The organism is Microbacterium dauci, from assembly GCF_030065535.1.
Lineage (GTDB): Bacteria > Actinomycetota > Actinomycetes > Actinomycetales > Microbacteriaceae > Microbacterium > Microbacterium dauci.
The window spans coordinates 426,663-448,839 of sequence record NZ_JASJND010000006.1 but is presented as its reverse complement, the minus strand read 5'-3'; the positions used below and the strand labels follow the sequence as shown (position 1 = coordinate 448,839).

The 22,177-nt window shown below is 69.8% G+C and carries 23 protein-coding genes; 10 read left to right on the top strand and 13 right to left on the bottom strand.

Annotated elements, in window-relative coordinates; genetic code table 11:
* Positions 1-10 precede the first annotated feature (10 nt).
* Together ispD and QNI14_RS10985 are read right to left on the bottom strand one after the other, a co-directional pair.
* Positions 11-1,177 carry a 2-C-methyl-D-erythritol 4-phosphate cytidylyltransferase gene (gene ispD, locus QNI14_RS10990; protein WP_283716625.1) on the bottom strand — a complete coding sequence of 389 codons (1,167 nt, stop codon included), beginning with the start codon at positions 1,175-1,177 and terminating at the stop codon, positions 11-13.
* A gap of 68 nt (positions 1,178-1,245) precedes the next feature.
* Positions 1,246-1,728: a CarD family transcriptional regulator gene (locus tag QNI14_RS10985; RefSeq protein WP_283716624.1), complete on the bottom strand. Its 483-nt coding sequence runs from the start codon at positions 1,726-1,728 to the stop codon at positions 1,246-1,248.
* A 133-nt stretch (positions 1,729-1,861) separates the two neighbouring features.
* Between QNI14_RS10985 and QNI14_RS10980 the strand changes: the two genes are divergently transcribed.
* Positions 1,862-2,344: a DNA modification methylase gene (locus tag QNI14_RS10980; RefSeq protein WP_283716623.1), complete on the top strand. Its 483-nt coding sequence runs from the start codon at positions 1,862-1,864 to the stop codon at positions 2,342-2,344.
* Positions 2,345-2,401: 57 nt separating this feature from the next.
* Here QNI14_RS10980 and QNI14_RS10975 read toward each other — a convergent pair whose 3' ends face one another.
* Positions 2,402-3,085 carry a response regulator transcription factor gene (locus QNI14_RS10975; protein ID WP_283716622.1) on the bottom strand — a complete coding sequence of 228 codons (684 nt, stop codon included), beginning with the start codon at positions 3,083-3,085 and terminating at the stop codon, positions 2,402-2,404.
* Positions 3,082-4,284, bottom strand: coding sequence for a sensor histidine kinase (locus QNI14_RS10970; RefSeq protein ID WP_283716621.1), 1,203 nt, complete (start codon positions 4,282-4,284; stop codon positions 3,082-3,084). Before QNI14_RS10970 ends, QNI14_RS10975 begins: the two co-directional genes overlap by 4 nt.
* Positions 4,285-4,462: 178 nt before the next feature.
* Here QNI14_RS10970 and phoU point away from each other — a divergent pair, with 178 nt between their 5' ends.
* On the top strand, positions 4,463-5,131 hold the full coding sequence (gene phoU, locus QNI14_RS10965; RefSeq protein ID WP_283716620.1) for a phosphate signaling complex protein PhoU: 669 nt from the start codon (positions 4,463-4,465) through the stop codon (positions 5,129-5,131).
* Between the two features lie 134 nt (positions 5,132-5,265).
* On the opposite strand, the gene QNI14_RS10960 is transcribed toward phoU, so the two are convergent.
* On the bottom strand, positions 5,266-6,015 hold the full coding sequence (locus QNI14_RS10960; protein WP_283716619.1) for a phosphoglyceromutase: 750 nt from the start codon (positions 6,013-6,015) through the stop codon (positions 5,266-5,268).
* A gap of 41 nt (positions 6,016-6,056) precedes the next feature.
* On the opposite strand from QNI14_RS10960, the gene QNI14_RS10955 reads away from it, so the two are divergent.
* Complete coding sequence (locus QNI14_RS10955; protein ID WP_283716618.1) at positions 6,057-6,884, top strand: class I SAM-dependent methyltransferase; 828 nt, start codon at positions 6,057-6,059, stop codon at positions 6,882-6,884.
* A gap of 1 nt (position 6,885) precedes the next feature.
* Here QNI14_RS10955 and QNI14_RS10950 read toward each other — a convergent pair whose 3' ends face one another.
* The 4 genes from QNI14_RS10950 to QNI14_RS10935 all read right to left on the bottom strand — a co-directional run bounded on the left by QNI14_RS10950 (position 6,886) and on the right by QNI14_RS10935 (position 10,125).
* Complete coding sequence (locus tag QNI14_RS10950; RefSeq protein WP_283716617.1) at positions 6,886-7,989, bottom strand: FUSC family protein; 1,104 nt, start codon at positions 7,987-7,989, stop codon at positions 6,886-6,888.
* Positions 7,986-9,029 carry a CAF17-like 4Fe-4S cluster assembly/insertion protein YgfZ gene (ygfZ, locus tag QNI14_RS10945; RefSeq protein WP_283716745.1) on the bottom strand — a complete coding sequence of 348 codons (1,044 nt, stop codon included), beginning with the start codon at positions 9,027-9,029 and terminating at the stop codon, positions 7,986-7,988. Before ygfZ ends, QNI14_RS10950 begins: the two co-directional genes overlap by 4 nt.
* A gap of 29 nt (positions 9,030-9,058) precedes the next feature.
* Positions 9,059-9,664, bottom strand: a complete 606-nt coding sequence (locus QNI14_RS10940) for a nitrobindin family protein (protein WP_283716616.1) — start codon at positions 9,662-9,664, stop codon at positions 9,059-9,061.
* Between the two features lie 170 nt (positions 9,665-9,834).
* Positions 9,835-10,125 carry a hypothetical protein gene (locus tag QNI14_RS10935; RefSeq protein ID WP_283716615.1) on the bottom strand — a complete coding sequence of 97 codons (291 nt, stop codon included), beginning with the start codon at positions 10,123-10,125 and terminating at the stop codon, positions 9,835-9,837.
* 153 nt (positions 10,126-10,278) lie between these two features.
* Here QNI14_RS10935 and QNI14_RS10930 point away from each other — a divergent pair, with 153 nt between their 5' ends.
* The 7 genes from QNI14_RS10930 (at position 10,279) to pstB (ending at position 18,351) form a co-directional block, all read left to right on the top strand.
* On the top strand, positions 10,279-10,965 hold the full coding sequence (locus tag QNI14_RS10930) for a response regulator transcription factor (RefSeq protein WP_283716614.1): 687 nt from the start codon (positions 10,279-10,281) through the stop codon (positions 10,963-10,965).
* A gap of 59 nt (positions 10,966-11,024) precedes the next feature.
* On the top strand, positions 11,025-13,193 hold the full coding sequence (locus QNI14_RS10925) for an RNA degradosome polyphosphate kinase (RefSeq protein WP_283716613.1): 2,169 nt from the start codon (positions 11,025-11,027) through the stop codon (positions 13,191-13,193).
* Positions 13,190-14,128 (top strand): NUDIX hydrolase, encoded by a 939-nt coding sequence (locus tag QNI14_RS10920; RefSeq protein WP_283716612.1) that lies wholly within the window; start codon positions 13,190-13,192, stop codon positions 14,126-14,128. The genes QNI14_RS10925 and QNI14_RS10920 overlap by 4 nt, the downstream gene beginning before the upstream one ends.
* Before the next feature lie 170 nt (positions 14,129-14,298).
* Positions 14,299-15,414: a phosphate ABC transporter substrate-binding protein PstS gene (locus QNI14_RS10915; protein ID WP_283716611.1), complete on the top strand. Its 1,116-nt coding sequence runs from the start codon at positions 14,299-14,301 to the stop codon at positions 15,412-15,414.
* A gap of 83 nt (positions 15,415-15,497) precedes the next feature.
* Positions 15,498-16,460, top strand: a complete 963-nt coding sequence (gene pstC, locus QNI14_RS10910) for a phosphate ABC transporter permease subunit PstC (RefSeq protein ID WP_283716610.1) — start codon at positions 15,498-15,500, stop codon at positions 16,458-16,460.
* A complete protein-coding gene (gene pstA, locus QNI14_RS10905; RefSeq protein WP_283716609.1) occupies positions 16,460-17,542 on the top strand; it encodes a phosphate ABC transporter permease PstA in 1,083 nt (360 codons plus the stop codon). The genes pstC and pstA overlap by 1 nt, the downstream gene beginning before the upstream one ends.
* Before the next feature lie 29 nt (positions 17,543-17,571).
* Positions 17,572-18,351 carry a phosphate ABC transporter ATP-binding protein PstB gene (pstB, locus tag QNI14_RS10900; protein WP_064003118.1) on the top strand — a complete coding sequence of 260 codons (780 nt, stop codon included), beginning with the start codon at positions 17,572-17,574 and terminating at the stop codon, positions 18,349-18,351.
* A 310-nt stretch (positions 18,352-18,661) separates the two neighbouring features.
* Here the strand turns inward: pstB and QNI14_RS10895 are convergent, their stop codons facing one another.
* The 4 genes from QNI14_RS10895 to sigK all read right to left on the bottom strand — a co-directional run bounded on the left by QNI14_RS10895 (position 18,662) and on the right by sigK (position 22,051).
* Entirely contained in the window at positions 18,662-19,546 is an 885-nt protein-coding gene (locus QNI14_RS10895; protein WP_283716608.1) for an aminodeoxychorismate lyase, read from the bottom strand.
* 168 nt (positions 19,547-19,714) lie between these two features.
* A complete protein-coding gene (locus tag QNI14_RS10890) occupies positions 19,715-20,353 on the bottom strand; it encodes a DNA-directed RNA polymerase subunit beta (RefSeq protein ID WP_283716607.1) in 639 nt (212 codons plus the stop codon).
* A 37-nt stretch (positions 20,354-20,390) separates the two neighbouring features.
* Complete coding sequence (locus tag QNI14_RS10885; protein ID WP_283716606.1) at positions 20,391-21,455, bottom strand: anti-sigma factor; 1,065 nt, start codon at positions 21,453-21,455, stop codon at positions 20,391-20,393.
* Positions 21,452-22,051 (bottom strand): ECF RNA polymerase sigma factor SigK, encoded by a 600-nt coding sequence (gene sigK, locus QNI14_RS10880; RefSeq protein ID WP_283716605.1) that lies wholly within the window; start codon positions 22,049-22,051, stop codon positions 21,452-21,454. Before sigK ends, QNI14_RS10885 begins: the two co-directional genes overlap by 4 nt.
* Positions 22,052-22,177 lie beyond the last annotated feature (126 nt).

Sequence of the window (22,177 nt, the reverse complement as noted above, 5' to 3'; positions counted from 1 at the left end):
GGACGGCCCCTCAGCGCGGGACGACGACTGCGACGGCGAACGCGGCGACGCCCTCACCCGCACCGGTGAACCCGAGGCCGTCGGTCGTCGTGGCCGACACCGAGACCGGTGCGCCGAGTGCGGCCGACAGCACCTGCTCGGCTTCGAGTCGCCGCGCCGCGAAGCGGGGCCGATTCGCCTGGACCTGCACGCTCACGTTGCCGACCCGCCACCCCGCCTCGGCGAGGATCTCGGCGGTCCGGCGCAGGAACGCCGGTGCGTGGGCGCCCGCGTACTCCGGCTTGTCGACGCCGAAGTGAGTGCCGATGTCGCCGAGGGATGCCGCGGCGAGCACGGCGTCGACGATCGCGTGCGCCACGGCGTCGCCGTCGGAGTGCCCGTGCAGCCCGGCCTCTCCCGGCCACTCGAGGCCTGCGAGCCACAGCGTGCCGTCACCGCCGAACGCGTGTACGTCGGTGCCGACGCCGACCCGAGGCGCCGGCGGGACGGGCGCGACGATGGCGCGAGCCCGGGCGAGATCGGCCTGGGTGGTGATCTTGAACGAGAGGTCCGCCCCCGCCACGGTGTGCACGGCGCGGCCAGCGTGCTGTACGAGCGCGGTGTCGTCGGTGAACTCCGCGGTGGCCGCGGCGTACGCGGCATCCAACACGGCGCGACGGAACCCCTGCGGCGTCTGCGCAGCAGCGAGGACCGACCGGTCGACGGCTTCGACCACCACGTCGTCGGCTACCCGCTTCAGCGTGTCGACGACCGGGAGAACGGGCACGACCGCGTCGTGGCCCGCGTCGACCGCGGCGATGACGCGGGCGAAGACCTCGGGCGGCGTGAGGGCGCGCGCCGCATCATGCACGAGCACGACCTCGACGTCGGCCCAGAGCGCAGCGAGACCGGCGGCGACCGAGTCCTGCCTGGTCTCGCCACCGGCGACGACGGTTGCGAGATCGCGGCGGTCGCCGGCTGTGGCATCCACTTCGGTGAGGGCATCGCCGACCCGGGATGCCGGTGCGACGACGACCACCTGTGCGGGTGCTGCGGCGAAGACCGACCGGAGCGCGTGATGCAGAATCGTGTGCCCGTCGACGCCGACGAACGCCTTCGGTGCCCCACCGGCGAGGCGGGTGCCCGATCCTGCGGCCACCACGACGACGGCCACGCGGGGCACGGGGATGATGCTCATGCCTCCGAGCGTACCCAGCGAGGCTGGCCGAAACGACGAACGCCCGGCGGTGCCGGGCGTTCGGTGGTTCAGGAGGCGAGGACCTCGTCGAGGACGCTCGAGGCCTTCTCTTCGTCGGCCTTCAGCGCGAGGGCGATCTCGGAGATGAGGATCTGCCGTGCCTTGGCGAGCATGCGCTTCTCACCGGCGGAGAGGCCACGGTCCTGATCGCGGCGCCACAGGTCGCGGACGACCTCGCTGACCTTGATCACGTCACCGGAAGCGAGCTTCTCGAGGTTCGCCTTGTAGCGACGCGACCAGTTGGTCGGCTCCTCGGTGAACGGCGCACGCAGCACGTCGAACACTTTCTCGAGACCGTCCTTGCCGATCACGTCGCGGACACCCACCAGATCGACGTTCTCCGCCGGGACCTCGATCACGAGGTCTCCCTGCGTGACGTTGAGCTTCAGGTATTTCTTCGTCTCACCCTTGATCACACGGTCCTTGACCTCGATGATCGTCGCGGCGCCGTGGTGCGGATAGACGACGGTCTCGCCAACCTCAAAAAGCATGCAGTTGTGTCCTTTCGGCAACCTCCAGAATACCACAGGCGATATGCGCTAAAGTTCGCCGCCCACCGGCGTTCACTGAGGGTGCCGACCGCATAGGATGATCTGGATGCCGTTCGCTTCACCTGGAGGATCCGTGAAATCGCGTTTCATCGCGTCCCTCGCCCTGGGCGCCGCAGTCGTCCTCGGCGCCACCGGTTGCAACATGCTCGCGCCGCAGGCGACGACCATCGAGTACTCCGCATCGGACGGCCGCAACGTCCCCGAGTCCGGCCCGCTGAAGGTCCGCAACGCGATGATCATCGCGAACGAGGACGGGTCGCTCGGCAACCTCATCGGCGGCGTCGTGAACTCGACCGACGAGGACCTCGTCCTGAACGTCGGGATCGGTTCCGACCTGCAGACGCTCCCGGTCCCCGCGCGCAGCTCGGTGAGCATCGGCGTGACGTCGGCACCCATGCTGTTCGAGAACCTGGGCGCTGCGCCCGGTTCCGACGTCGAGGTGTCGTTCCAATCCGGCGACGGCGAAGGCACCGCGGTGGCCATCCCGATCCTGGACGGGACGCTCCCCTACTACACCGAGTTCGTCCCGACGCCGCTGGCGACGCCCGGCGATTGACCGCTCGCACGAAGCCCCCTGCCGCTCGGCAGGGGGCTTCGTCGTTCGCGGCGCGTGTCAGGCTTCGAAACGGTATCCGAGGCCGCGCACGGTCAGCAGCATGACCGGGTCGCTCGGGTTCTGCTCGATGCGCGAGCGGATGCGCTTGATGTGCACGTCGAGCGTCTTCGTGTCGCCGAAGTAGTCGCTCCCCCACACGCGGTCGATGAGCTGCCCGCGCGTGAGGACGCGACCGGCGTTGCGCATGAGCAGCTCGAGGAGCTCGAATTCCTTGAGCGGCATGGAGATCTCCTTGCCCGCCACCGCGACCGTGTGCCGGTCGATATCGAGGGTGACGCGGCCGCCCTCGATGATGCGGTCGTCGACCTCGAGCTCGTCCGCCTCGCTCCGTCGCAGCACCGCGCGCATGCGCGCCAGCAGCTCGCGCGAGGAGTACGGCTTGGTGATGTAGTCGTCGGCGCCGAGCTCGAGCCCCACGACGATGTCGACTTCGCTGTCCTTCGCGGTCAGCATGATGATCGGCACCTTCGAGGTGGTCCGGATGATGCGGCACACCTCGGTACCCGGCATCCCGGGCAGCATGAGGTCGAGCAGGACGATGTCAGCGCCGCGCGCGGTGAACGCGTCGAGCGCGACGCCACCGTCCTCGGCGATCTCGACCTCGAACCCCTCGCGGCGCAGCAGGTACGCGAGCGGGTCGGCGAGGTCGGGCTCGTCTTCGACGATCAGGACACGGGTCATAGTGCTCCCCTTTTGGCCGATGCTCGCGCACCGGCAGCCTTCATGGACTTCTTGGACTTGCGCTTCGGGGCGGCCGACGGTTCGGCCCCGCGCACGAGCGGAAGACGGATGGTGAACGTCGATCCGCGCCCCGGTCGCGACCACAGCTCGACGGTGCCGCCGTGACGTTGCACGGCGTGCTTGACGATCGAGAGGCCGAGACCGGTGCCGCCGGTGCGTCGCGATCGGGCTTGATCGGCGCGGTAGAAGCGCTCGAAGATGCGCTGCTGATCGTCCTCGTGGATGCCGATGCCGTGATCGGCCACGGCAATCTCGACGGTGTCGTCGGCCTCGCGCACACCGATGCCCACCTGCGCACCCGACGGTGAGTATGCCACTGCGTTCGCGAGGAGGTTGCCGATCGCCTCGGTGAGGATCTGGCGGTCGCCGCGCACCACGAGGCCGCGCTCGCCACCTCTGGCGATCGTGATCCCGGATGCCTCCGCGGTGATGCCCTGCGACTCGATCGCCGCGGTCACGACCTCGTCGACCGCGACGTCTCGCATCTCGGCGATGTCGTCGGCGGACTGGAGCCGCGAGAGGTTCATGATGCGCGAGGTGAGCTGACCGAGGCGGAGCGCCTCAGCGGTGAGCCGCCCAGCGAAGTGGCGGACCTGGTCAGGGTCGTCGGCAGCGGAGTCGATCGCCTCGGCGAGCAGCGTGACGGCGCCGACGGGGGTCTTGAGCTCGTGCGAGGTGTTCGCGACGAAATCGCGCCGCATCTGCTCGACACGCTCACGCTCGGTGATGTCGCGGATGACGATGAGCGTGAGCCGCGGGGTGATGACACTCGCGCGCGACGCGACGAGGCGGGGTTCGACGCCCCGACTCAACTGCATCGTCTCGGTGGCAGCGACGCCGGTCGTCCGCACGCCGCGGACGAGGAGCTTGAGCGAGTCCGACGCGAGCGTGCCGCCGACCCTCAGGCCGAACACCTCCGCCGCCGCAGAGGCCGAGAGCACGAGCATCGACGCGTCCACGACCACAGCCGCATCGTCCATCCCCTGCAGGACGGCGTCCGTACCGTCGGGGATCTCGACCGAGGTGACGCGCCGCGTCCGGTCGCGTGAGCGCAGCGCGAAAACGACCAGTCCGACGGCTGCGCCTCCGATGAGCGCGCCGACGATGAGGCCAAGCAGCGCGAGCTGCGTCGAATCCATGGCTTCAGCGTAAGACGGCGGAGGAGCGTCATCGAACGGAATCGACGCGGTACCGCTCGGATCGTCGGATGTTCACCACGTCGGCACCGACCGTTAACCTTGGCGCGGGAGGATCGCCCCGGCTCCGGCGCAGATCCCCGCGCCCGTATCCCTCCCGCCGCACAAGAGAAGGTGCCAGATGCGCGAAGTGTTCCACCAGTCCCTCGAGGACGTCCAGACCCGACTGGTCGAAATCGCCGACCTCGTCGCCGTCGCCATGGAGGGCGCGACCCGCGCGTTCGGCACCGGCGACGTCGCGCTGGCCGAAGAGGTCATCGAGAACGACCAGGTCATCGACGACAAGGCGATCGAGCTCGACGAGCTCGCGATCGAGATCCTCGCCCGTCAGCAGCCGGTCGCCCGCGACTTGCGCATCGTGGTCGCCGCGCTCCGCGTGAGCGCCTCGCTCGAGCGCATGGGTGACATCGCCGAGCACATCGCGCAGCTCACCCGCATGCGCTTCCCCGAGCGGGCGATCCCCAAGGGCCTCAAGAGCACGTTCACGAAGATGGGTGAGATCGACGTCGAGGTCGCGCGCACGCTCGCGGACCTCCTCCGCACCGAGGACCTCGACCTCGTCAACAAGCTCAGCGAGCTCGACGACCAGCTCGACGCGCTGCACCTCTCGGTCTTCGAGAAGGTCCTCAGCGAGGCCTGGCAGGGCGAGGCTGCGGCGACCGTCGACGCCACGCTCGCATCGCGCTACCACGAGCGCTTCGGCGACCACGCGCTGTCGGTCGCGAAGAAGGTCTCGTACCTCGCGACGGGCACCTGGGCCGCCGACATCGAGGGCGTCGACGCGGTCTGACCCCTCCCCGACAGACGAGAAGAGGGGGGGGGCCCGGGGGCCCCCCCGCGGGGGGGGGGGGGGCGCGGCCCCCCCCCCCCCCCCCCCCCCCCCCGCGCGCCCCCCCGGGCCCCCCCCCTCTTCTCGTTTCGGTCTTACTTCTTGCCCTGCGAGGCGACCGCGGCGGCGCCGGCGGCAGCAGCCTCGGGGTCGAGGTACTCGCCCGGTCCGAGCGGCTTGAGGTCTTCGCCGAGGCGGTAGACCAGCGGGATGCCGGTGGGGATGTTGAGCTCGGCGATGTCGTCGTCACTGATGCCGTCGAGGTGCTTCACGAGCGCGCGCAGCGAGTTGCCGTGCGCGGCAACGATGACGGTCTTGCCAGCCTTCAGGTCGGGGACGATCTCGTCCTCCCAGTAGGGCAGGAGGCGGTCGATGACGATCTTCAGCGACTCGGTCTTGGGGACGTCGCCGTCGATGCCCGCGTAGCGCGGGTCGTGGAGCTGCGTGTAGGGGTCGTCGTCGGCGATGTCCGGCGGCGGCACGTCGAACGAGCGACGCCACAGCATGAACTGGTCTTCGCCGAACTCCTCGAGCGTCTGCGCCTTGTCCTTGCCCTGCAGCGCACCGTAGTGGCGCTCGTTGAGGCGCCAAGAGCGCTTCACGGGGATCCACAGGCGGTCGGCCGCATCGAGTGCGATGTTCGCGGTTTGGATCGCGCGGGACAGGAGTGAGGTGTGGAGGATGTCGGGCGTGAGGCCGGACTCCTTGATGAGCTCGCCGCCGCGCTGGGCCTCGGCCTTGCCCTGATCGGTGAGGCGGACGTCCACCCAGCCGGTGAACTGGTTGGACTTGTTCCACTCGCTCTGACCGTGCCGGAGGAGGATCAACGTGTACGGGGCTGTCATGCTCGCAATCCTACCGGCGCGGCGGGTGCGATCATGGGGGCATGACGCGCGGAGACAAGGTCATGGGCCAGGTGACGCGCGGCACCACCAACACGAACCGGCTCCGGCGCGTGGACCGCTGGATCGCGCGGCATCCGATCGTCCGCCGCACGGTGGATCCGTTCGTCGTCGACCTGGGGTACGGGGCGAGCGGCGTGACCGCGTTCGAGCTCGAGGCGCGCCTGCGACGGGCTCGCCCCGACGTCGAGGTACTGGGGCTCGAGATCGAGCCGACCCGGGTCGAACGTGCGCGTGCGCAGCTCGCCGATGTGCGCGCGGGGGCGACGCCGTTCGCGCCGGATGCCCGGGTGTCGTTCGCCCGCGGCGGGTTCGAGGTGCCGACGCCGGCGGGTCGCCGCCCGGCGGTCATCCGCGCCTTCAACGTGCTGCGCCAATACGACGAGGCCGACGTGGCGGACGCCTGGGCGCGCATGTGCACACGGCTGCGCCCCGACGGGATGCTCGTCGAGGGCACGTGCGACGAACTCGGTCGAGTCTCGACGTGGATCGAGGTGGGACCGGATGCCGCGCCGCGCAGCCTCACGCTGTCGCTGCGCCTGGCGGGGCTGGACTCCCCCGCGATCGCCGCCGAGCGGCTGCCGAAGGCGCTCATCCACCGCAACGTCCCCGGTGAGCGGGTGCATGCCGCGCTCGCGGCGCTCGACACGGAATGGACGCGCGCGGCCGCGGCATCCGCGTTCGGACCGGTGCAGCGGTGGCAGACGGCCGTCGGCGCACTTGCGGCCGCAGGGTGGCCGGTGACGGGCCGCGCCCGCTGGCGGCTCGGCGAGCTGACGCTCCCGTGGAACGCGGTCGCGCCGCAGGCGTGACTCAGCTGCGCGGCAGGACGGCGCGGGCTTCGGCCGGGGTGAGGCCGGTGGCGGTGAGCAGGTCGGTGGCGAGCGGACGCAACGCACTGACGAGCGTCTGATCGCCGAGCGAACCGTCGGGCACGAGCGCGATCGGGTCGAGCCGTGCCGCCACCGCGCGCAACGTCTCGCGGGCGACGGGTTCGTACGAGATGTCGGTGAGCGAGGATGCCAGCAGGTCGGCGCCGCGGGCGAGTTCGACGACGATCTCGGCGGGCACCTCGCGGGGCTTGCCGTCATCGCACAGGTACGCCGAACGACGGGCGACGACGCGGAGGTTGCGGACGGCGAGATCCATGGCCGCGCGGATGCGCTCGTGGCGCTCGAGCTCGTGGCGCTGCCGCCGCAGGAACGGCGAGATCCGCGCGATCGCACGACCCGACTCGACCGAGGTGCGCCAGTCGTCGACGCGGGCCTGGAGTTCGCGCGCCTTCTCGAGACCGCGCTCGGCGCGGGTCCGGCTTCCGCCGCGGAGCCCCTGCACGAGGGTGCCCGCCGCGGCGTCGAACGCGGCGAACAGGCGACGCCCGTCGGTGATCGCGGTGCGGAGCGGGCTCCGCGGGATGAGTGCGGTCACCAGCAGCGCCATCGCGCCGCCGACGATCGCATCGAGCAGTCGGAGGAACGGCGCCTGCGCAGGCACGATCACGACGATGATCGACTGGATCGCAGCCGCGATGGCGAAGCTCGCCTGCGGCGACACGAACCGGGCGATCGTCAGGCTCGCTGCGAGCGTGATCGCGAGCTGCCACCAGCCACCGCCGGCGAAGAAGACGACCGCCTCGGCGACGAAGACACCGAGCACCATGCCGATGACCGTCTCGAGTACACGCCACGGCCGGGCGTCGCGCACGAGCCCGAGACTCGACACCGTCACGGTCGCCGCGATCAGCGGCGCGGCGTGGCCGAAACCGTAGTGGGCGATCGCGAAGGCGCCGGTCGCGGCGACGACGATCTGCACGATCGCGACCGCCGAGGCGCGCAGGCGGCGGAGTCCGTCACGCCGATAGCGCTTCGCCGACCAGCCGGTCGGGATCGGTGTGGTCGGTGGCGGCGGGGCCGTCATCGACGCTGCGAGAGCCGCGGCAGGCGCGGAACGGATGCCGCGCGCCCGGCCTCAGGCGGCACGATGACCTCTTGCGCGGCGGCGACCTCGCCGCCGTCGACCTCGACCGTGAGCGCGGCATCCACCGGCACCGTGCGCTTGATGATCGCGAGCGCGATCGGTCCCTCGTCGTGATGGCGGGCGACCGAGGTCACGGCGCCGACGTCGACGCCGTCGCGGCGGACGGCGGCACCGGGTGCCGGGAGTTCGGCGTCGGAGCCGTCGAGCTGCAGCGAGACGAGGCGTCGCGGCGGGTGGCCGAGGTTGTGGACCTTCGCGACGGTCTCCTGCCCGCGGTAGCAGCCCTTCTCGAGGTGCACGGCGGTGCGGAGCCAGTCCACCTCGTGCGGCAGCGTGCGGCCGTCGGCCTCCGCCGATGCGCGGGGTCGCCAGGCGGCGATGCGCAGCGCCTCGGCCGCGAGCGCGCCCGCGAGCGGCTGCGTGCCTGCGGCTGCGGCCTCGACGAGCGTCTCGAGCGCCGACACGGGGACGATGGCCTCGGTCCAGTCGCGGTCCTCGCCGGGGTGGGGCGTCACGGCGGCGTAGCCCCAGCCTCCGGGCGAGACGGCGGGCCACGGGTCGCGCCAGGTCACTGCGGCGGGAAGGTGGGCCGTGGCATCCACTGTGCCGGCGACGACGGCGTAGTCGGTCGCCGCTTGCGGGTCGACGCGAAGGCGGAAGCGCATGCGCTGCAGCCACGTCAACAGGCCGGCGGCGCGGTCACGGTCGACGATGAGCCAGGTGCGTTCGCCGTCGTCGACGACGGATGCCGCGTACTCGACGTGCCCCTGCGGGTCGAGCACGAGCAACTCGGTGCCGACGCCGGGTGCGAGCGAGGTCAGCGCCTGCGACGTGATCGAGTCGAGCCACGAAAGCCGGTCCTCGCCGGCGACGGTGAGGACCGCGCGGTCGGCCAGCGGCGCGAGGGCACGACCCGCGGCGAGGTCACGCTGCTCGCGGACCGGCTCACCGAGGTGCTGCAGGACGCCGTCGTCGCCCATGACCGCGCCGGGGAGTGCAGCGAAGGAGGTCACTGGACCCTCGCGAGGCGCGCGGAGGCGTGCGAGCCGAGCGGGCTGCCGAGCGCCGCGACGTCCCACGCCCAGAGGAGGTCCCCGTCGACGAGGCCGTACATGCGGGTGGCGGCGCTGTAGTCCTTCGCGCCGGCCGGGCGGACGATCGCATCGGTCGCGATGTCGATGCGCGGACCGCGGACCTGGCCGAGGTAGAGCTCGCTGATGCCGTCCGAGTGGACGAGGGCAACTTCGATCTCGAACCCGCCGCCCTCGGCGCGCAGCGCTTCGACGTCGTCGACCGTGCGCGGCGATGTGCGCGGTGCGAGTGCGGGGAGCAGCGCGGGGCCGGCGTCGGCTTCGGTCGCGGGGCGGGCGAGCCGCCAGTACCCGGTCTCGGCGACGAGGTCGCTACGGCCACCGTCGGCGGTCTCGAACCAGGCGGTCGCGGCGTAGTTCAGCGCGTCGCCACCGTCATGGCTGAAGCTGATGCGGTGTGAGAACTCGCCCGACATCGATCGGCCGCCTGCGTCGTACTCGAGCACACCGGTGCCCTCCCAGACGCCCAGCAGCCACGACAGCGGGACGAGATCGGCCGGAAGGTCGGTCGGCAGATCGATCACGTGTTCAGCGCTGGCCGCGGTAGAGGTTCTTGAGCACCACGACCGAGACGAACGCGATCGCGAGCGACGCGAGGCCGAGCAGGCCGACGAAGAAGAGCTCGAGTGCGATGAGGTCCATACCGCCATGCTACCGGCCGAGCCGGCGTGAGCGGGCGGATGCCGCGCCCTGGTCAGCCGGCGAACAGCTCGGCGAGCGCGAACCCTGCGCCGAGCAACCCCATGACCACCATCGCGCCGAGCACGCTCAGCGACACCCGCATGATGAAGCCCTGCGACCGGCCCGAGGCGAGCTGCACGGCGAACGCCGCGAAGAAGCAGACGCCGAGTCCTACGGGCAGCCAAGCGCCGCGCCACTCGGGCTCCGCGAATACGCCGATCGCCAGCGCGACCACGACCGCGATCACCCAGACGGCGATGATGCCACCGAAGCGGGTGCGGGGCGGGAACTCGGGTGAGGCCATATGTCCATTGTGACCCAGCGGCGCTCCACGCGCACGAGGGCATCGCGTCGCGCGCGCCGGCAGGAACGGGCACCGGATCGACGCGCGCACGAGGGCGGAGCGACACACCTTAGGATGGGACCGGTTCCGGGTCCGCATCGGGAGGGATCCCCTTTGGCACAGCTGCTCGTCCTGAGCTCCGCACCCAGCGGCGACGCCGTCCTGCCTGCGCTCGAACTGCTCAGCCACCGCGTGCGACAGATTCCGGCCGAGGCCGCGCAGCTCGTCAACGCCCCGAGCGCCGACGTCATCTTCGTCGACGCCCGTGCCGACCTCGTCGGCGCGAAGTCCCTGTGCAAGATCATGACGACCACCGGCGCGGACGCCCCGCTCGTGCTCGTCGTCACCGAAGGCGGCCTCACCGCCGTCTCGTCGGACTGGGGCGTCGACGACGTCATCCTCGGCAGCGCCGGCCCCGCCGAGGTCGACGCGCGCATTCGCCTCGCCATGGGGCGGATGTCGAAGGAGCAGGTCTCGACCCGCATCCAGACCTCGGGCATCACGATCGACGAGTCGTCGTACTCGGCGAAGGTGCACGGGCGTCCGCTCGACCTCACGTACAAGGAGTTCCAGCTCCTCCACTTCTTCGCGACCCACCCGTCGCGCGTCTTCACCCGCGAGCAGCTGCTCAGCGAGGTGTGGGGCTACGACTACTTCGGCGGCACGCGCACGGTCGACGTGCACGTCCGACGCCTGCGCGCCAAGCTCGGCGACCTCGAACAGCTGATCGGCACCGTGCGCAACGTCGGGTACCGCTTCAACGTCTACGAGGACGAGCAGATGCCCGGTGCGCCCGCCTGAGCCGGCGGCATCCGCGTCACGTTCACGTCTCAGACACCGGCCCCTGCAATGATGTGGGGATGATCGACACGCAGGTGCACGACTCCGGACTGGGCGACGCTGACGACGACGACTTCGACGGCGTCGTCGAGGCATACGACTCGCAGCTGCCCGACAACCGTTACCTCGACCGCGAGCTCAGCTGGCTCGCGTTCAACAAGCGGGTGCTCGAATTGGCCGAGGATCCGAACCTGCCGGTGCTCGAGCGCGCGAATTTCCTCGCGATCTTCGCGAGCAACCTCGACGAGTTCTTCATGGTGCGCGTCGCCGGCCTCAAGCGCCGCATCATCACCGGCCTCGCCGTGCCGACGAACGTCGGCCGCTCGCCGCAGGACGTCCTGAGCGACCTGTCGACCGCGGCCCACGAGCTGCAGGAGCGCCACGCCAGAGCCTGGTCCGAAGACGTGCGCCCCGCGCTCGCGAACGCCGGCATCGAGGTCGTCGCCTGGGCCGACCTCGCCGACGACGAGCGCAGCGAGCTGTACGACTACTTCTCGGCGCAGGTGTTCCCCGTCCTCATGCCGCTCGCGGTCGACCCCGCGCACCCGTTCCCCTACATCTCGGGCCTCTCGCTGAACCTCGCGGTGCGCATCCGCAACGCGCGCACCGGGCGGCAGGAATTCGCGCGCCTCAAGGTGCCGCCGATGCTGCCCCGGTTCGTCGAGGTGAAGAAGGACGGGGCGCACGTGCGCTACCTCCCGATCGAGGAGCTCATCTCCGAGAACCTCGACGATCTGTTCCCCGGGATGGAGATCCTCGAGCACCACACCTTCCGCCTCACTCGCAACGAAGACATGGTGATCGAGGAGGACGAGACCGAGAACCTCATCCAGGCCCTCGAAGCCGAGCTCCTGCGCCGCCGGTTCGGCCCGCCGATCCGCCTCGAGATCACCGAGGACATGGACGACGTCACGCTCGACCTGCTGCTCGACGAGCTCGACATCACCGAGCACGACGTCTACCGTCTGCCGGCTCCGCTCGACCTGCGCGGCCTGTTCGCGCTGTCGGGGCTCGACCGTCCGGAGCTGCGCTACCCCGCGCACGTCCCGAAGACCGCGACCGCGTTCCAGCCCGCGGAGCAGAACGGGCGCGCCGACATCTTCGCCGCGATCCGCAAGGAGGACGTGCTCGTCCACCACCCGTACGAGTCGTTCACGACGAGCGTCGTCGCCTTCCTGCAACAGGCCGCCCGCGACCCGCACGTGCTCGCCATCAAGCAGACGCTCTACCGCACGTCGGGCGACAGCCCCATCGTCGAAGCACTCATCGACGCCGCCGAGAACGGCAAGCAGGTGCTCGCGCTCGTCGAGGTGAAGGCCCGCTTCGACGAGGCCGCCAACATCGAGTGGGCGCGCAAGCTCGAGAAGGCAGGAGTCCACGTCGTCTACGGCCTCGTCGGGCTCAAGACCCACTGCAAGCTGCTGCACGTCATCCGCGAGGAAGACGGCGTGCTGCGCAGCTACAGCCACATCGGCACCGGCAACTACAACCCGAAGACCAGCCGCATCTACGAGGACTACGGCCTGTTCACCGCGAACGAGCAGGTCGGCCGTGACCTCACGCGCCTGTTCAACGAGCTGAGCGGCTACGCGATCGAGAAGAAGTTCAAGCGCCTTCTCGTCGCGCCCCTCCACCTGCGCAAGGGCCTGCTGCGGCACATCGACCACGAGCGGCGCAACGCGCTCGCGGGCAAGCCCGCCTCGGTGCGCATCAAGGTGAACTCGATGGTCGACGAGCAGATCATCGACGCGCTCTACCGCGCCAGCCAGGCCGGTGTGAAGGTCGAGGTGTGGGTGCGCGGCATCTGCTCGCTCCGCACCGACCTGCCCGGCGTCAGCGACAACATCACGGTGCGCTCGATCCTCGGGCGCTATCTGGAGCACTCGCGCATCTTCGCGTTCCACAATGCCGGCGACCCGCAGATCTACATCGGCAGCGCCGACATGATGCACCGCAACCTCGACCGCCGCGTCGAGGCGCTCGTGCGCGTCGTCGAGCCGAACCACCTCGCCGAACTCACCGCGCTGTTCGACCTCGCGATGGCCGACACGACCAGTTCGTGGCACCTGGGCGAAGGCGGTCAGTGGACCCGGTACAACGCCGACGGCGACGGCAAGCCGCTCGTCGACCTGCAGGAGAAGACGATGGCGCAGGTGCAGCGACGCCGCCGGGCGCGGGCCGTGCGATGACCGACACCGCGGTGTACGCGGCGGGCGGCGTGGTGTGGCGGCTCGTCGACGGCAAGCTCCACGTCCTGGTGATCCATCGGACCGCGTACGCGGACGTGACGCTCCCCAAGGGCAAGGTCGAGCCTGGCGAGTCGCTCGCCGAGACCGCCGCGCGCGAGATCTTCGAAGAGACCGGCATCCGGGTCGCTCTCGGTGTGCCCATCGGCGTCTCGAGGTACCGACTGCCGAGCAAACGGCAGAAGATCGTGCACTACTGGAGCGCCGAGGCGCGTGACGAGGCGATCCGCGCATCGGCGTTCGTCCCCAACAAGGAGATCGCGGCCGTCGAGTGGCTGACGCCCCGCAAGGCGCTCGCCCGGCTCAGCTACCCGGTCGACATCGAGATCCTCGAGAACTTCCTCCGCTTCGTCGACGACGGCGTGCTCGCCACGTTCCCGATCGCGGTGCTCCGGCACGGCAAGGCGCTCGCGCGCGAGGACTGGACCGGAGCGGATGCCGCGCGCCCGCTGACCGACCGCGGATCGAAGCAGGCGAAGGCGCTCGTCGGCCCGTTGCAGGCCTTCGGCGTCCGCAAGGTCGTTTCGAGCGACGCGAAGCGCTGTGTCGACACCGTCGCGCCCATCGCGAAGGCGCTCCACAAGGACATCCGCACGTCGCCACTCATCTCACAGGACGCGTGGGAGGCGGGGACGGCCGACATCCGCAGCGTCGTCGGCAAGCGCGTCCGGGCACGGAAGCCCGTCGTGCTGTGCTCGCACGGCCCCGTCCTGCCCGACATCATGCGGGAACTCGCGCTCGCGACCGGCACCCTCGCGGGGTCCTACCTCGGCACGTCCGCCGCGCTCGACACCGGCGCGTTCTCGGTCGTGCACCTCTCCGCGACGAACCCCGGTTCGGGCATCGTCGCGATCGAGACCCACCAGCCGAAGCTCTGAGCGAGTGGATGCCGCGGGCGCGGCATCCACTCGCTTTTCGGTGATTCCGATCGGACCCGGTTCGTTCACCTGTCGTTCACCTGGCCAGCGGAGTCTGGTCACCGGCGGACTTTAGCGTCGAGCCCAGCCCCCGCACCGGGGTGTTCCCGAACAATCCGAAGGATTCTCACGTGAAGCTCAACCGCATCGCCCGCCTGGGCGCTGTCGCAGCAGTTGCCGCCCTCTCGCTCACCGCTTGCGCGGCCAACGAGCCCGGTAACACCGGCGGTGGCGAGCCCTCCGAGGGCGTCAGCACGCTCTCCGGCACGGTCAACGCGACCGGCGCATCGTCGCAGGGTGCCGCTCAGCAGGCCTGGACCGCCGCGTTCCAGGACGCACACGGTGGCGTGACCATCAACTACCAGCCCACGGGCTCGGGCACCGGTCGCGACAACTTCCTCGCCGGCTCGAGCCAGTTCATCGGCTCGGACCGCGCGTTCAACGCCGAGGAGCTCGCCGCAGGCGGCTTCAACACCTGCGCCACCGACGAGATCGTCGAGGTTCCGGCCTACATCTCGCCCGTCGCCGTCGTCTTCAACCTCGAGGGCGTCGAGGAGCTCAACCTCACCCCCGACCTGATCGGTGACATCTTCAACGAGAAGATCGAGAAGTGGAACGACCCCGCGATCGCCGAGATCAACGAGGGCGTCGAGCTTCCCGACCTCGCCATCACCCCGGTCTTCCGTGGCGACGCCTCGGGCACCACCGGCACCTTCACCGCGTACCTCGCGTCGGTCGCCCCCGAGGCATGGCCGTACGAGGACGCTGACGAGTGGCCCGTCTCGACCACGCGCTCCGAGGCTGCCCAGCAGACGTCGGGCGTCGAGGCTGCTGTCAACGCCGGTGAGGGCACGATCGGCTACATCGACGCTTCGCGCGTCGGTGAGCTCGGTTCGGCCGCCGTCCAGGTCGGCGAAGAGTTCGTGCCGTTCTCGGCCGAGGCCGCCGCTGCACTCGTCTCGGGCTCGCCGCTCGAAGAGGGTCGCGGCGACGGTGACCTCGTCTTCGACATCGACCCGGCGGCCGCTCCCGCCGGTGCATACCCGATCGCGCTGGTCAGCTACCTCATCGGTTGCGTCCAGTACGAGGACGCCGCTGTCGCCGACGTCGTGCGCTCGTACTTCGAGTACGTCGTGAGCGCCGAGGGCCAGGACGCTGCGAACGCCGAGGCCGGCTCCGCGCCGCTCTCGGACGAGATCCGCACCCAGGCTGAGGCCGCGATCGCCCTGATCGGCGCCGCCGAGTAATACCCTTGCTGCTGGTGTCTCCCGACTCGCTCGGGAGACACCAGCAGCAGTCACGTCCGCCCGCTTCCAACCCGAGGACTGCGATGCCCCCCACCCCGACCCCTGCCGTCGACTCGGCCGGCACGAAGCGCGAGGTCCGCCGCCGCGGCGACGTCGTCTTCTCCGGTAGCGCCCTCGCCGCCGGCATCATCATCCTTCTCGTCCTCGCAGCAGTCACCCTCTTTCTCATCGTGGAGAGCATCCCCGCGTTCGCGGGCGACCCGAACGAGACGCAGTTCCTCAACGGGACGCCGTTCCTCGAGTACGTGTGGCCGTTCGTCTTCGGCACCCTGTGGGCATCGGTGATCGCACTCGTCGTCGCCACCCCGCTCGCGGTCGGCATCGCACTCTTCATCTCGCACTACGCACCGCGCAAAATCGCCGCGGTGCTCGGCTACATCATCGACCTGCTCGCAGCCATCCCATCCGTCGTCTACGGCCTCTGGGGTGCACTCGTCTTCTCGCAGATCCTGAAGCCGTTCTACGTCTGGCTGAACGACACCCTCGGCTGGATCCCCTTGTTCGCCGGTGCCGTGTCGCCGACGGGCCGCACCATCCTCACCGCGTCGCTCGTGCTCGCGGTGATGATCCTCCCGATCATGACCGCGATCATGCGCGAGGTCTTCCTGCAGACGCCCACCCTCCACGAAGAGGCGGCACTCGCCCTCGGCGCGACGCGCTGGGAGATGGTCCGCATGGCCGTCTTCCCCTTCGCCCGCGGCGGCATGGTCTCGGGCGCAATGCTCGGCCTCGGTCGCGCGCTCGGCGAGACGATGGCCGTCACGATGGTGCTCTCGGCCACCGGCGCCGTGTCGTTCCAGGTGCTCACCTCAAACAACCCGACGCCCATCCCCGCGAACATCGCCCTCAACTTCGGTGAGGCCTACGGCGACGGCGTCAACGTCCTCATCGCGACGGGCCTCATCCTCTTCATCGTGACCTTCGCGGTCAACGCCCTCGCGCGCTGGATCGTCAACCGCCGCGCCGAGTTCTCTGGAGCGAACTGATGACCACGATCACCCGCACCAAGGGCCCGGTCGGCAACTCGCTGACCGCCGGGCAGCTGCCCAAGTGGATGCCGTGGGCAATCCTCGCCGGGAGCCTCGCACTCTCGCTCGCTGCGTTCACCGTCGTGAACATGGGCGGGGATGCCGCCGACTTCAACATCGCCGGCGCCGTCTTCATCGGCGTGGTCGTGTTCGCGATCGTCCTCGTCGTCCTCTCGACCGTCGTCGAGACGCGCCGCCGGGCGATGGACCGGCTCGCGACCGTGCTCGTATCGATCGCGTTCACGATCGCGCTGCTGCCGCTGATCTCCCTGCTCTACACGGTGATCGTCAACGGCATCGCACGCTTCGACGGAACGTTCTTCTCGTTCTCGATGCGCAGCATCGTCGGCGAGGGCGGCGGTGCGGTCCACGCCATCTGGGGCACGCTCATCGTCACCGGCATCGCCGCGGTGATCTCGGTACCGATCGGACTGCTGACCTCGATCTACCTCGTCGAGTACGGCCGCGGCCGGCTCGCCAAGGCGATCACGTTCTTCGTCGACGTCATGACCGGCATCCCCTCGATCGTCGCGGGTCTGTTCATCGTCGCGCTCTTCGCGCTCATCGATCCGGGCCTCAACACCGGCATCATGGGCTCGCTCGCGCTGAGCGTGCTGATGATCCCGGTCGTCGTCCGCTCCAGCGAGGAGATGCTGCGCCTCGTGCCCAACGAGCTGCGCGAAGCGAGCTATGCGCTCGGTGTGCCGAAGTGGCTGACGATCGTCAAGGTCGTCCTCCCCACCTCGATCGCGGGTATCACCACGGGCATCATGCTCTCGATCTCGCGCGTCATCGGCGAGACGGCTCCCCTCCTGCTCACCGCAGGCTTCACGCAGTCGCTGAACCTGAACGCCACCGACCAGCCGATGATGACCCTCCCGGTCTTCGTCTACGACCAGTTCCAGAACCCCGGCACGAACGTCGCCGCGGCGCTCGAGCGGGCCTGGGCCGGCGCGCTCACCCTCATCATCATCGTCATGGTGTTGAACCTCGTCGCACGGTTCGTCGCGAAGAAGTTCGCCCCCAAGTTCGGCCGCTGACCCGCGGCATCCGACAGAAAGTACCCGACGTGTCAAAGAGCATCGAAGTCAACGACCTCAACGTCTACTACAGCGACTTCCTCGCGGTGGAGGGTGTGTCCCTCGACATCGAGCCCCGCAGCGTCACGGCCTTCATCGGGCCGTCCGGCTGCGGCAAGTCCACCTTCCTTCGCACCCTCAACCGCATGCACGAGGTCATCCCCGGCGCCCGCGTCGAGGGTGAGGTGCTGCTCGACGGCGAAGACCTCTACGGCCCGGGCGTCGACCCCGTGCTCGTGCGCCGCCAGATCGGCATGGTCTTCCAGCGGCCCAACCCGTTCCCGACGATGTCGATCCGCGACAACGTGCTCGCGGGCGTGAAGCTCAACAACTCGCGCATCTCGAAGTCCGACGCCGACGCTCTCGTCGAGAAGTCGCTGCGCGGAGCGAACCTCTGGAACGAGGTCAAGGACCGGCTCGAGAAGCCCGGTTCGGGCCTGTCGGGTGGGCAGCAGCAGCGTCTGTGCATCGCTCGCGCGATCGCCGTCTCCCCTGACGTGCTGCTGATGGACGAGCCCTGCTCGGCCCTCGACCCGATCTCGACGTTCGCGATCGAGGAGCTCATTCAGGAGCTCAAGAGCGAGTACACGATCGTCATCGTCACGCACAACATGCAGCAGGCGTCGCGCGTGTCCGACAAGACCGCGTTCTTCAACATCGCCGGCACCGGCAAGCCCGGCAAGCTCATCGAGTACGACGAGACCGGCACCATCTTCACCAAGCCGTCCGTGCAGGCCACCGAGGACTACGTCTCGGGCCGCTTCGGGTGACCCCGCGTCGCAGCCGGGGGGCTGGACGACGCTGGTGACGCGCCGGCACGGATTCGGGTTCCGTGCCGGCGCGTCTGTTCGTGTGGGGGTCGTGCGGGCGGGTTGCGGGCTGCAATGGATGCCGCCGACACGCGGCCTCCCCTGGTCTTGAGCCGGTGCGTCGCCTGCGATCTGTTGCAATCTTGCACGGACTCCTCCCCTGCGGGGCTGCGGGGTGGATTGCAATGGATGCCGCGGGGCGCCGCGGCATCCGTGTCGGCGCCGGCGTGTCGGGGCGGATCCATCGCAATCCGACACGCGCGCGGACGGGTCAGTCGCGGGGGCTCAGGAGGTAGGTGTTGAAGGACGCGGTGAGGTCGGCGTCGACGGCGAAGGGGCGGTCGTCGACGGCGGTGATCGGGGCGGCGAGGCGGACGCTGGAGAGGAGCCACGCGGCATCCGCTGCGGTGAGGGCCGAGACCGGGAGGGTTTCGTAGGCGGTCGCGAAGCCGCGGTCGGCGAGGTGCTCGAAGAGGCTCAGCTGAGTGGTTCCGTGCAGGATGCCGCCGTTCGGCGCCGGCGTCACGAACGTGTCGCCCCGACGGATGATGAGCGACGCGGTCGGCGCCTCGAGCACGAAGCCGTCGGAGCTGACGAAGACCGCGTCGTCGGCGCCGCGGCGCTTCGCCTCACGGATCGCCGCCATGTTCACGGCGTACGACAGCGTCTTCGCGCCGAGCAGCAGCCACGGGGCGCGCGCCGGCAGGTCGATGCTGTAGCCACGGTCGAGCACGGCCACACGGACTCCCTCGGTGCGCGCGGCGGTGAAGTCGGCGGCCGGGGCGACCGTCACCCACGCGGTGGGGGTGGGTCCGTGCTCGACGCCGCGGCTGAGGATCAGCTTGATGACGGACTCCCCCGCACCACTCGCCGCCTCGGCGCGCCGGACGGCCTCGCACCACTGGTCGAGGTTCGGTGCCGGCAGCTCGCAGATCTGCGCCGAGTGCGCGAGCCGCTGCAGGTGCGGCTCGACCTCCTGCGCGTGCCCATCGACGACGCCGATCGACTCGAAGATGCCGTCGCCCCGCTGCGTGCTCAGCTCGCCGACGGTGAGCGCCGGGGCCGACGGGTCGACCTCTGAGAACGTCTCTGCGAAGTTGGTGCGGGAATCTGCTGAACCCACGGGATCGATCATCAGCGCGTATCGCCAAGCCATGCCCCGAGCCTACGCGCGAGGGAATACCCCGCGGTGTCGTTCGTTACACTGGTACAGCCGGGCCGCAGTAACCCCGGGCTCCATCTTCAGCCGCTGCGAGCGGCCACGCGCCGAGAGGCGTTCTGCGGTCCGGCACTTTCATGCCCGAAAACGGGCGGATGCCGCAGCTCAGACGAGCGCTTCGCGCCGCCACAGGCCCGCGGCTGTCGCGAGATCTCCGGCGTATGTGTCGAGGCGCAGCGCGCGCGTCGTGAACTGCGAGGCACGGCCGGGCTCGGTGGCGTCGTAATCGTCGGCGAGATCGGTCGACCCCGCGGCGACGACCCGCGAGAACGACGCCGCACGCTCGAGTGCGAGCGCGAAGTCGCCCGCGAACACGCCGCGGAGGATCTCGTCGATCAGCGCGACGAGCTCATCAGGTCCGGCGGGCGCGGGCGCACCGGCGATGACCGGGTCGGCCGACGCGAGGCGGGTGCGGCCGCGTTCGTAGAGCACGGCTGCGGTGGCCGCGTCGTCGTGGATCATCAGTTGCAGCAGGTAGAGCCGCCACAGCGCGCCGGGCAGTGACCGCGCCGGCGAGTGCGACCAAAGCTCGGCGATCGTGGCGATACCGTGCGCGTCGGTGAACTGCACGAGCCGGTCGACGACATCGTCGTGCGGGGCTTCGCGCACCCGCGCGAGCAGCGCCGACGCGGTCGCGTGTGCGACGCGGCTCACCTCTGCCGGGTCGTCGGCCGCATAGTTGCGGTCGAACGAATCCGGTGAGCGGCGGACCGGCTTGTGGAAGTCGCGGGGCGCGTCGGACATCACTCCAGGGTACCGGCGGCACCCCGGGCGACGGCCGTCAGGACTCGTCGCCGGGGTTCGTCGCGATGGCGATGATCGGGTCGGTCGTCGGGGTGCCGTCGGGCGATCCGCCCTGGGCTTCGACGGTGACCGCGATCGTGTCGCCGGCTTCGACGTCGCCGTCGATGAGCGCCGTGACGTCTTCACCGGGCTCGAAGACACCCGCTGCCACGGGCGCGTCGTCGCCGCGAATGACCCACAACTCGAACGAACGGTCGTCGTCGATGCTCGGCGTCTCGTCGGTGGTGAGCACGGCCTTGCCGACGGTCTCCGACCAGTGCACGGTCGCTTCGCCACCCTCGGAGAACTGCCCGACGACGGACTGCACGTCTGCGGCTGCCTCGATCTGCTTGAGCGCCTGGATCTCGATCGGGGTGCGTACCTGATCGACGATCGCGCCGACGCCCCAACCGATACCGACGAGGAGGGCAGCGGATGCCACGAGGGCGAAGAGCCCCCGCGTCCAGTTCTTCCGCTGGATGGTCTGCACGACCTCGGTCGGAGGTGCGGTGGAGGGCACGGGCTCGGCCTCCGCAGCGGCCGCCGCGGGAACGGCGGGCACCGGCGGGAGCGCGGGCTCGTCATCGACGGGCTCAGCGTCAGCAGGCTTCGCGTCCGCGGGCGCGTCAGAAGCAGTCTCAGCGACCGGCTCGACCGGCGCCGCAGCAGTGGGCACGACGCTCGTCGCGATGTCCTCGGCGGGGATCACGTCAACGACGTGCGTGGCATCCGGGTCCGCGGCATCCGCACCGGCATCCACTACGTCCACGTCGTCCGACGGAATCGGGAGGCTCAGCGCGACGCCGGGGTGAGTTTTCGGCGCAGTCGGGTCGAGCTGCGGCAGGTTCGCGATCTTCGCGAGCAGGGCGGCGCGAGTCTCAGCCGGCGGCGCCTCTTCGCCGAAGCCGTCGGCGAGTGAGGCGGCGGCCTCGTCGTCAAGGTCGGTCAGTGAGGCCCACTCCGGGTGGGCGGCGCGGGCGGCGCGGAATGCGCGCTCGTCGTCGGGCGACAGCGCGTGGAGGGCGTAGCCGGCAGACAGCTCGGCGAAGTCCTTCTCGTTCACAGTGACACCCCCATCTCTTCTCGCAGTCGCGACAATCCGTCGCGCATTCGGGTCTTGATCGTTCCGAGCGGCGCTCCCACCAGTGCAGCGATCTCGCTTTGGCTGTATCCCCCGAAGTAGGCGAGGGTGAGGGCCTCGCGCTGCGGGTCGGGGAGCGTTCCGAGGGCCCGCACGACGCGGCGTCCCTCGATGCGCAGCTCGACCTGCTCTGCGACACCTTCTTGGGGAGTGTGTGCATCGCGGGCTCCGATGCGCACGTCCCGGTCAGTACTCGCTTGTGACGAGCGCACCCGGTCCACTGCCCGACGATGGGCGATCGTCAGGATCCAGCTTCTCCCTTGCCCCTTGTTCGGAGCGAACGTCGAAGCGGATTGCCACACTTCGAGGAACACCTCTTGCAGCACCTCTTCGCTCTGCGACGGGTCGACGAGGACCCGGCGGATGAGACCGAAGACGCGCGAGGAGAGCATGTCGTACAGCTCTGCGAAGGCCGACTGGTCTCCGGTGGCGACGCGCACCAGCAGTTCGGCGGGCGCGTCGACCGCAGGCCCGTCGTCGGGAACGTCAACACCGTCGATAACCATCATCTCCAGCATGCCGTATCACCCGACTCTCCTTTGCATGCGGTCACCCGCGCGTTGGCGGATGCCGCTGACTTGTTATCTCTTCGACACTCGCTGCATTTCGGATTGCGACCGCTGTTGTTGCGAACAAGTTTGAAA

Coding starts and splice junctions, on each gene's coding strand:
- ispD (WP_283716625.1), bottom strand. CDS start 1,177: ATGAGCATCATCCCCGTGCCCCGCGTGGCCGTCGTCGTGGTGGCCGCA.
- QNI14_RS10985 (WP_283716624.1), bottom strand. CDS start 1,728: ATGCTTTTTGAGGTTGGCGAGACCGTCGTCTATCCGCACCACGGCGCC.
- QNI14_RS10975 (WP_283716622.1), bottom strand. CDS start 3,085: ATGACCCGTGTCCTGATCGTCGAAGACGAGCCCGACCTCGCCGACCCG.
- QNI14_RS10970 (WP_283716621.1), bottom strand. CDS start 4,284: ATGGATTCGACGCAGCTCGCGCTGCTTGGCCTCATCGTCGGCGCGCTC.
- phoU (WP_283716620.1), top strand. CDS start 4,463: ATGCGCGAAGTGTTCCACCAGTCCCTCGAGGACGTCCAGACCCGACTG.
- QNI14_RS10960 (WP_283716619.1), bottom strand. CDS start 6,015: ATGACAGCCCCGTACACGTTGATCCTCCTCCGGCACGGTCAGAGCGAG.
- QNI14_RS10955 (WP_283716618.1), top strand. CDS start 6,057: ATGACGCGCGGAGACAAGGTCATGGGCCAGGTGACGCGCGGCACCACC.
- QNI14_RS10950 (WP_283716617.1), bottom strand. CDS start 7,989: ATGACGGCCCCGCCGCCACCGACCACACCGATCCCGACCGGCTGGTCG.
- ygfZ (WP_283716745.1), bottom strand. CDS start 9,029: ATGGGCGACGACGGCGTCCTGCAGCACCTCGGTGAGCCGGTCCGCGAG.
- QNI14_RS10935 (WP_283716615.1), bottom strand. CDS start 10,125: ATGGCCTCACCCGAGTTCCCGCCCCGCACCCGCTTCGGTGGCATCATC.
- QNI14_RS10925 (WP_283716613.1), top strand. CDS start 11,025: ATGATCGACACGCAGGTGCACGACTCCGGACTGGGCGACGCTGACGAC.
- QNI14_RS10920 (WP_283716612.1), top strand. CDS start 13,190: ATGACCGACACCGCGGTGTACGCGGCGGGCGGCGTGGTGTGGCGGCTC.
- pstC (WP_283716610.1), top strand. CDS start 15,498: ATGCCCCCCACCCCGACCCCTGCCGTCGACTCGGCCGGCACGAAGCGC.
- pstA (WP_283716609.1), top strand. CDS start 16,460: ATGACCACGATCACCCGCACCAAGGGCCCGGTCGGCAACTCGCTGACC.
- QNI14_RS10895 (WP_283716608.1), bottom strand. CDS start 19,546: ATGGCTTGGCGATACGCGCTGATGATCGATCCCGTGGGTTCAGCAGAT.
- QNI14_RS10890 (WP_283716607.1), bottom strand. CDS start 20,353: ATGTCCGACGCGCCCCGCGACTTCCACAAGCCGGTCCGCCGCTCACCG.
- sigK (WP_283716605.1), bottom strand. CDS start 22,051: ATGCTGGAGATGATGGTTATCGACGGTGTTGACGTTCCCGACGACGGG.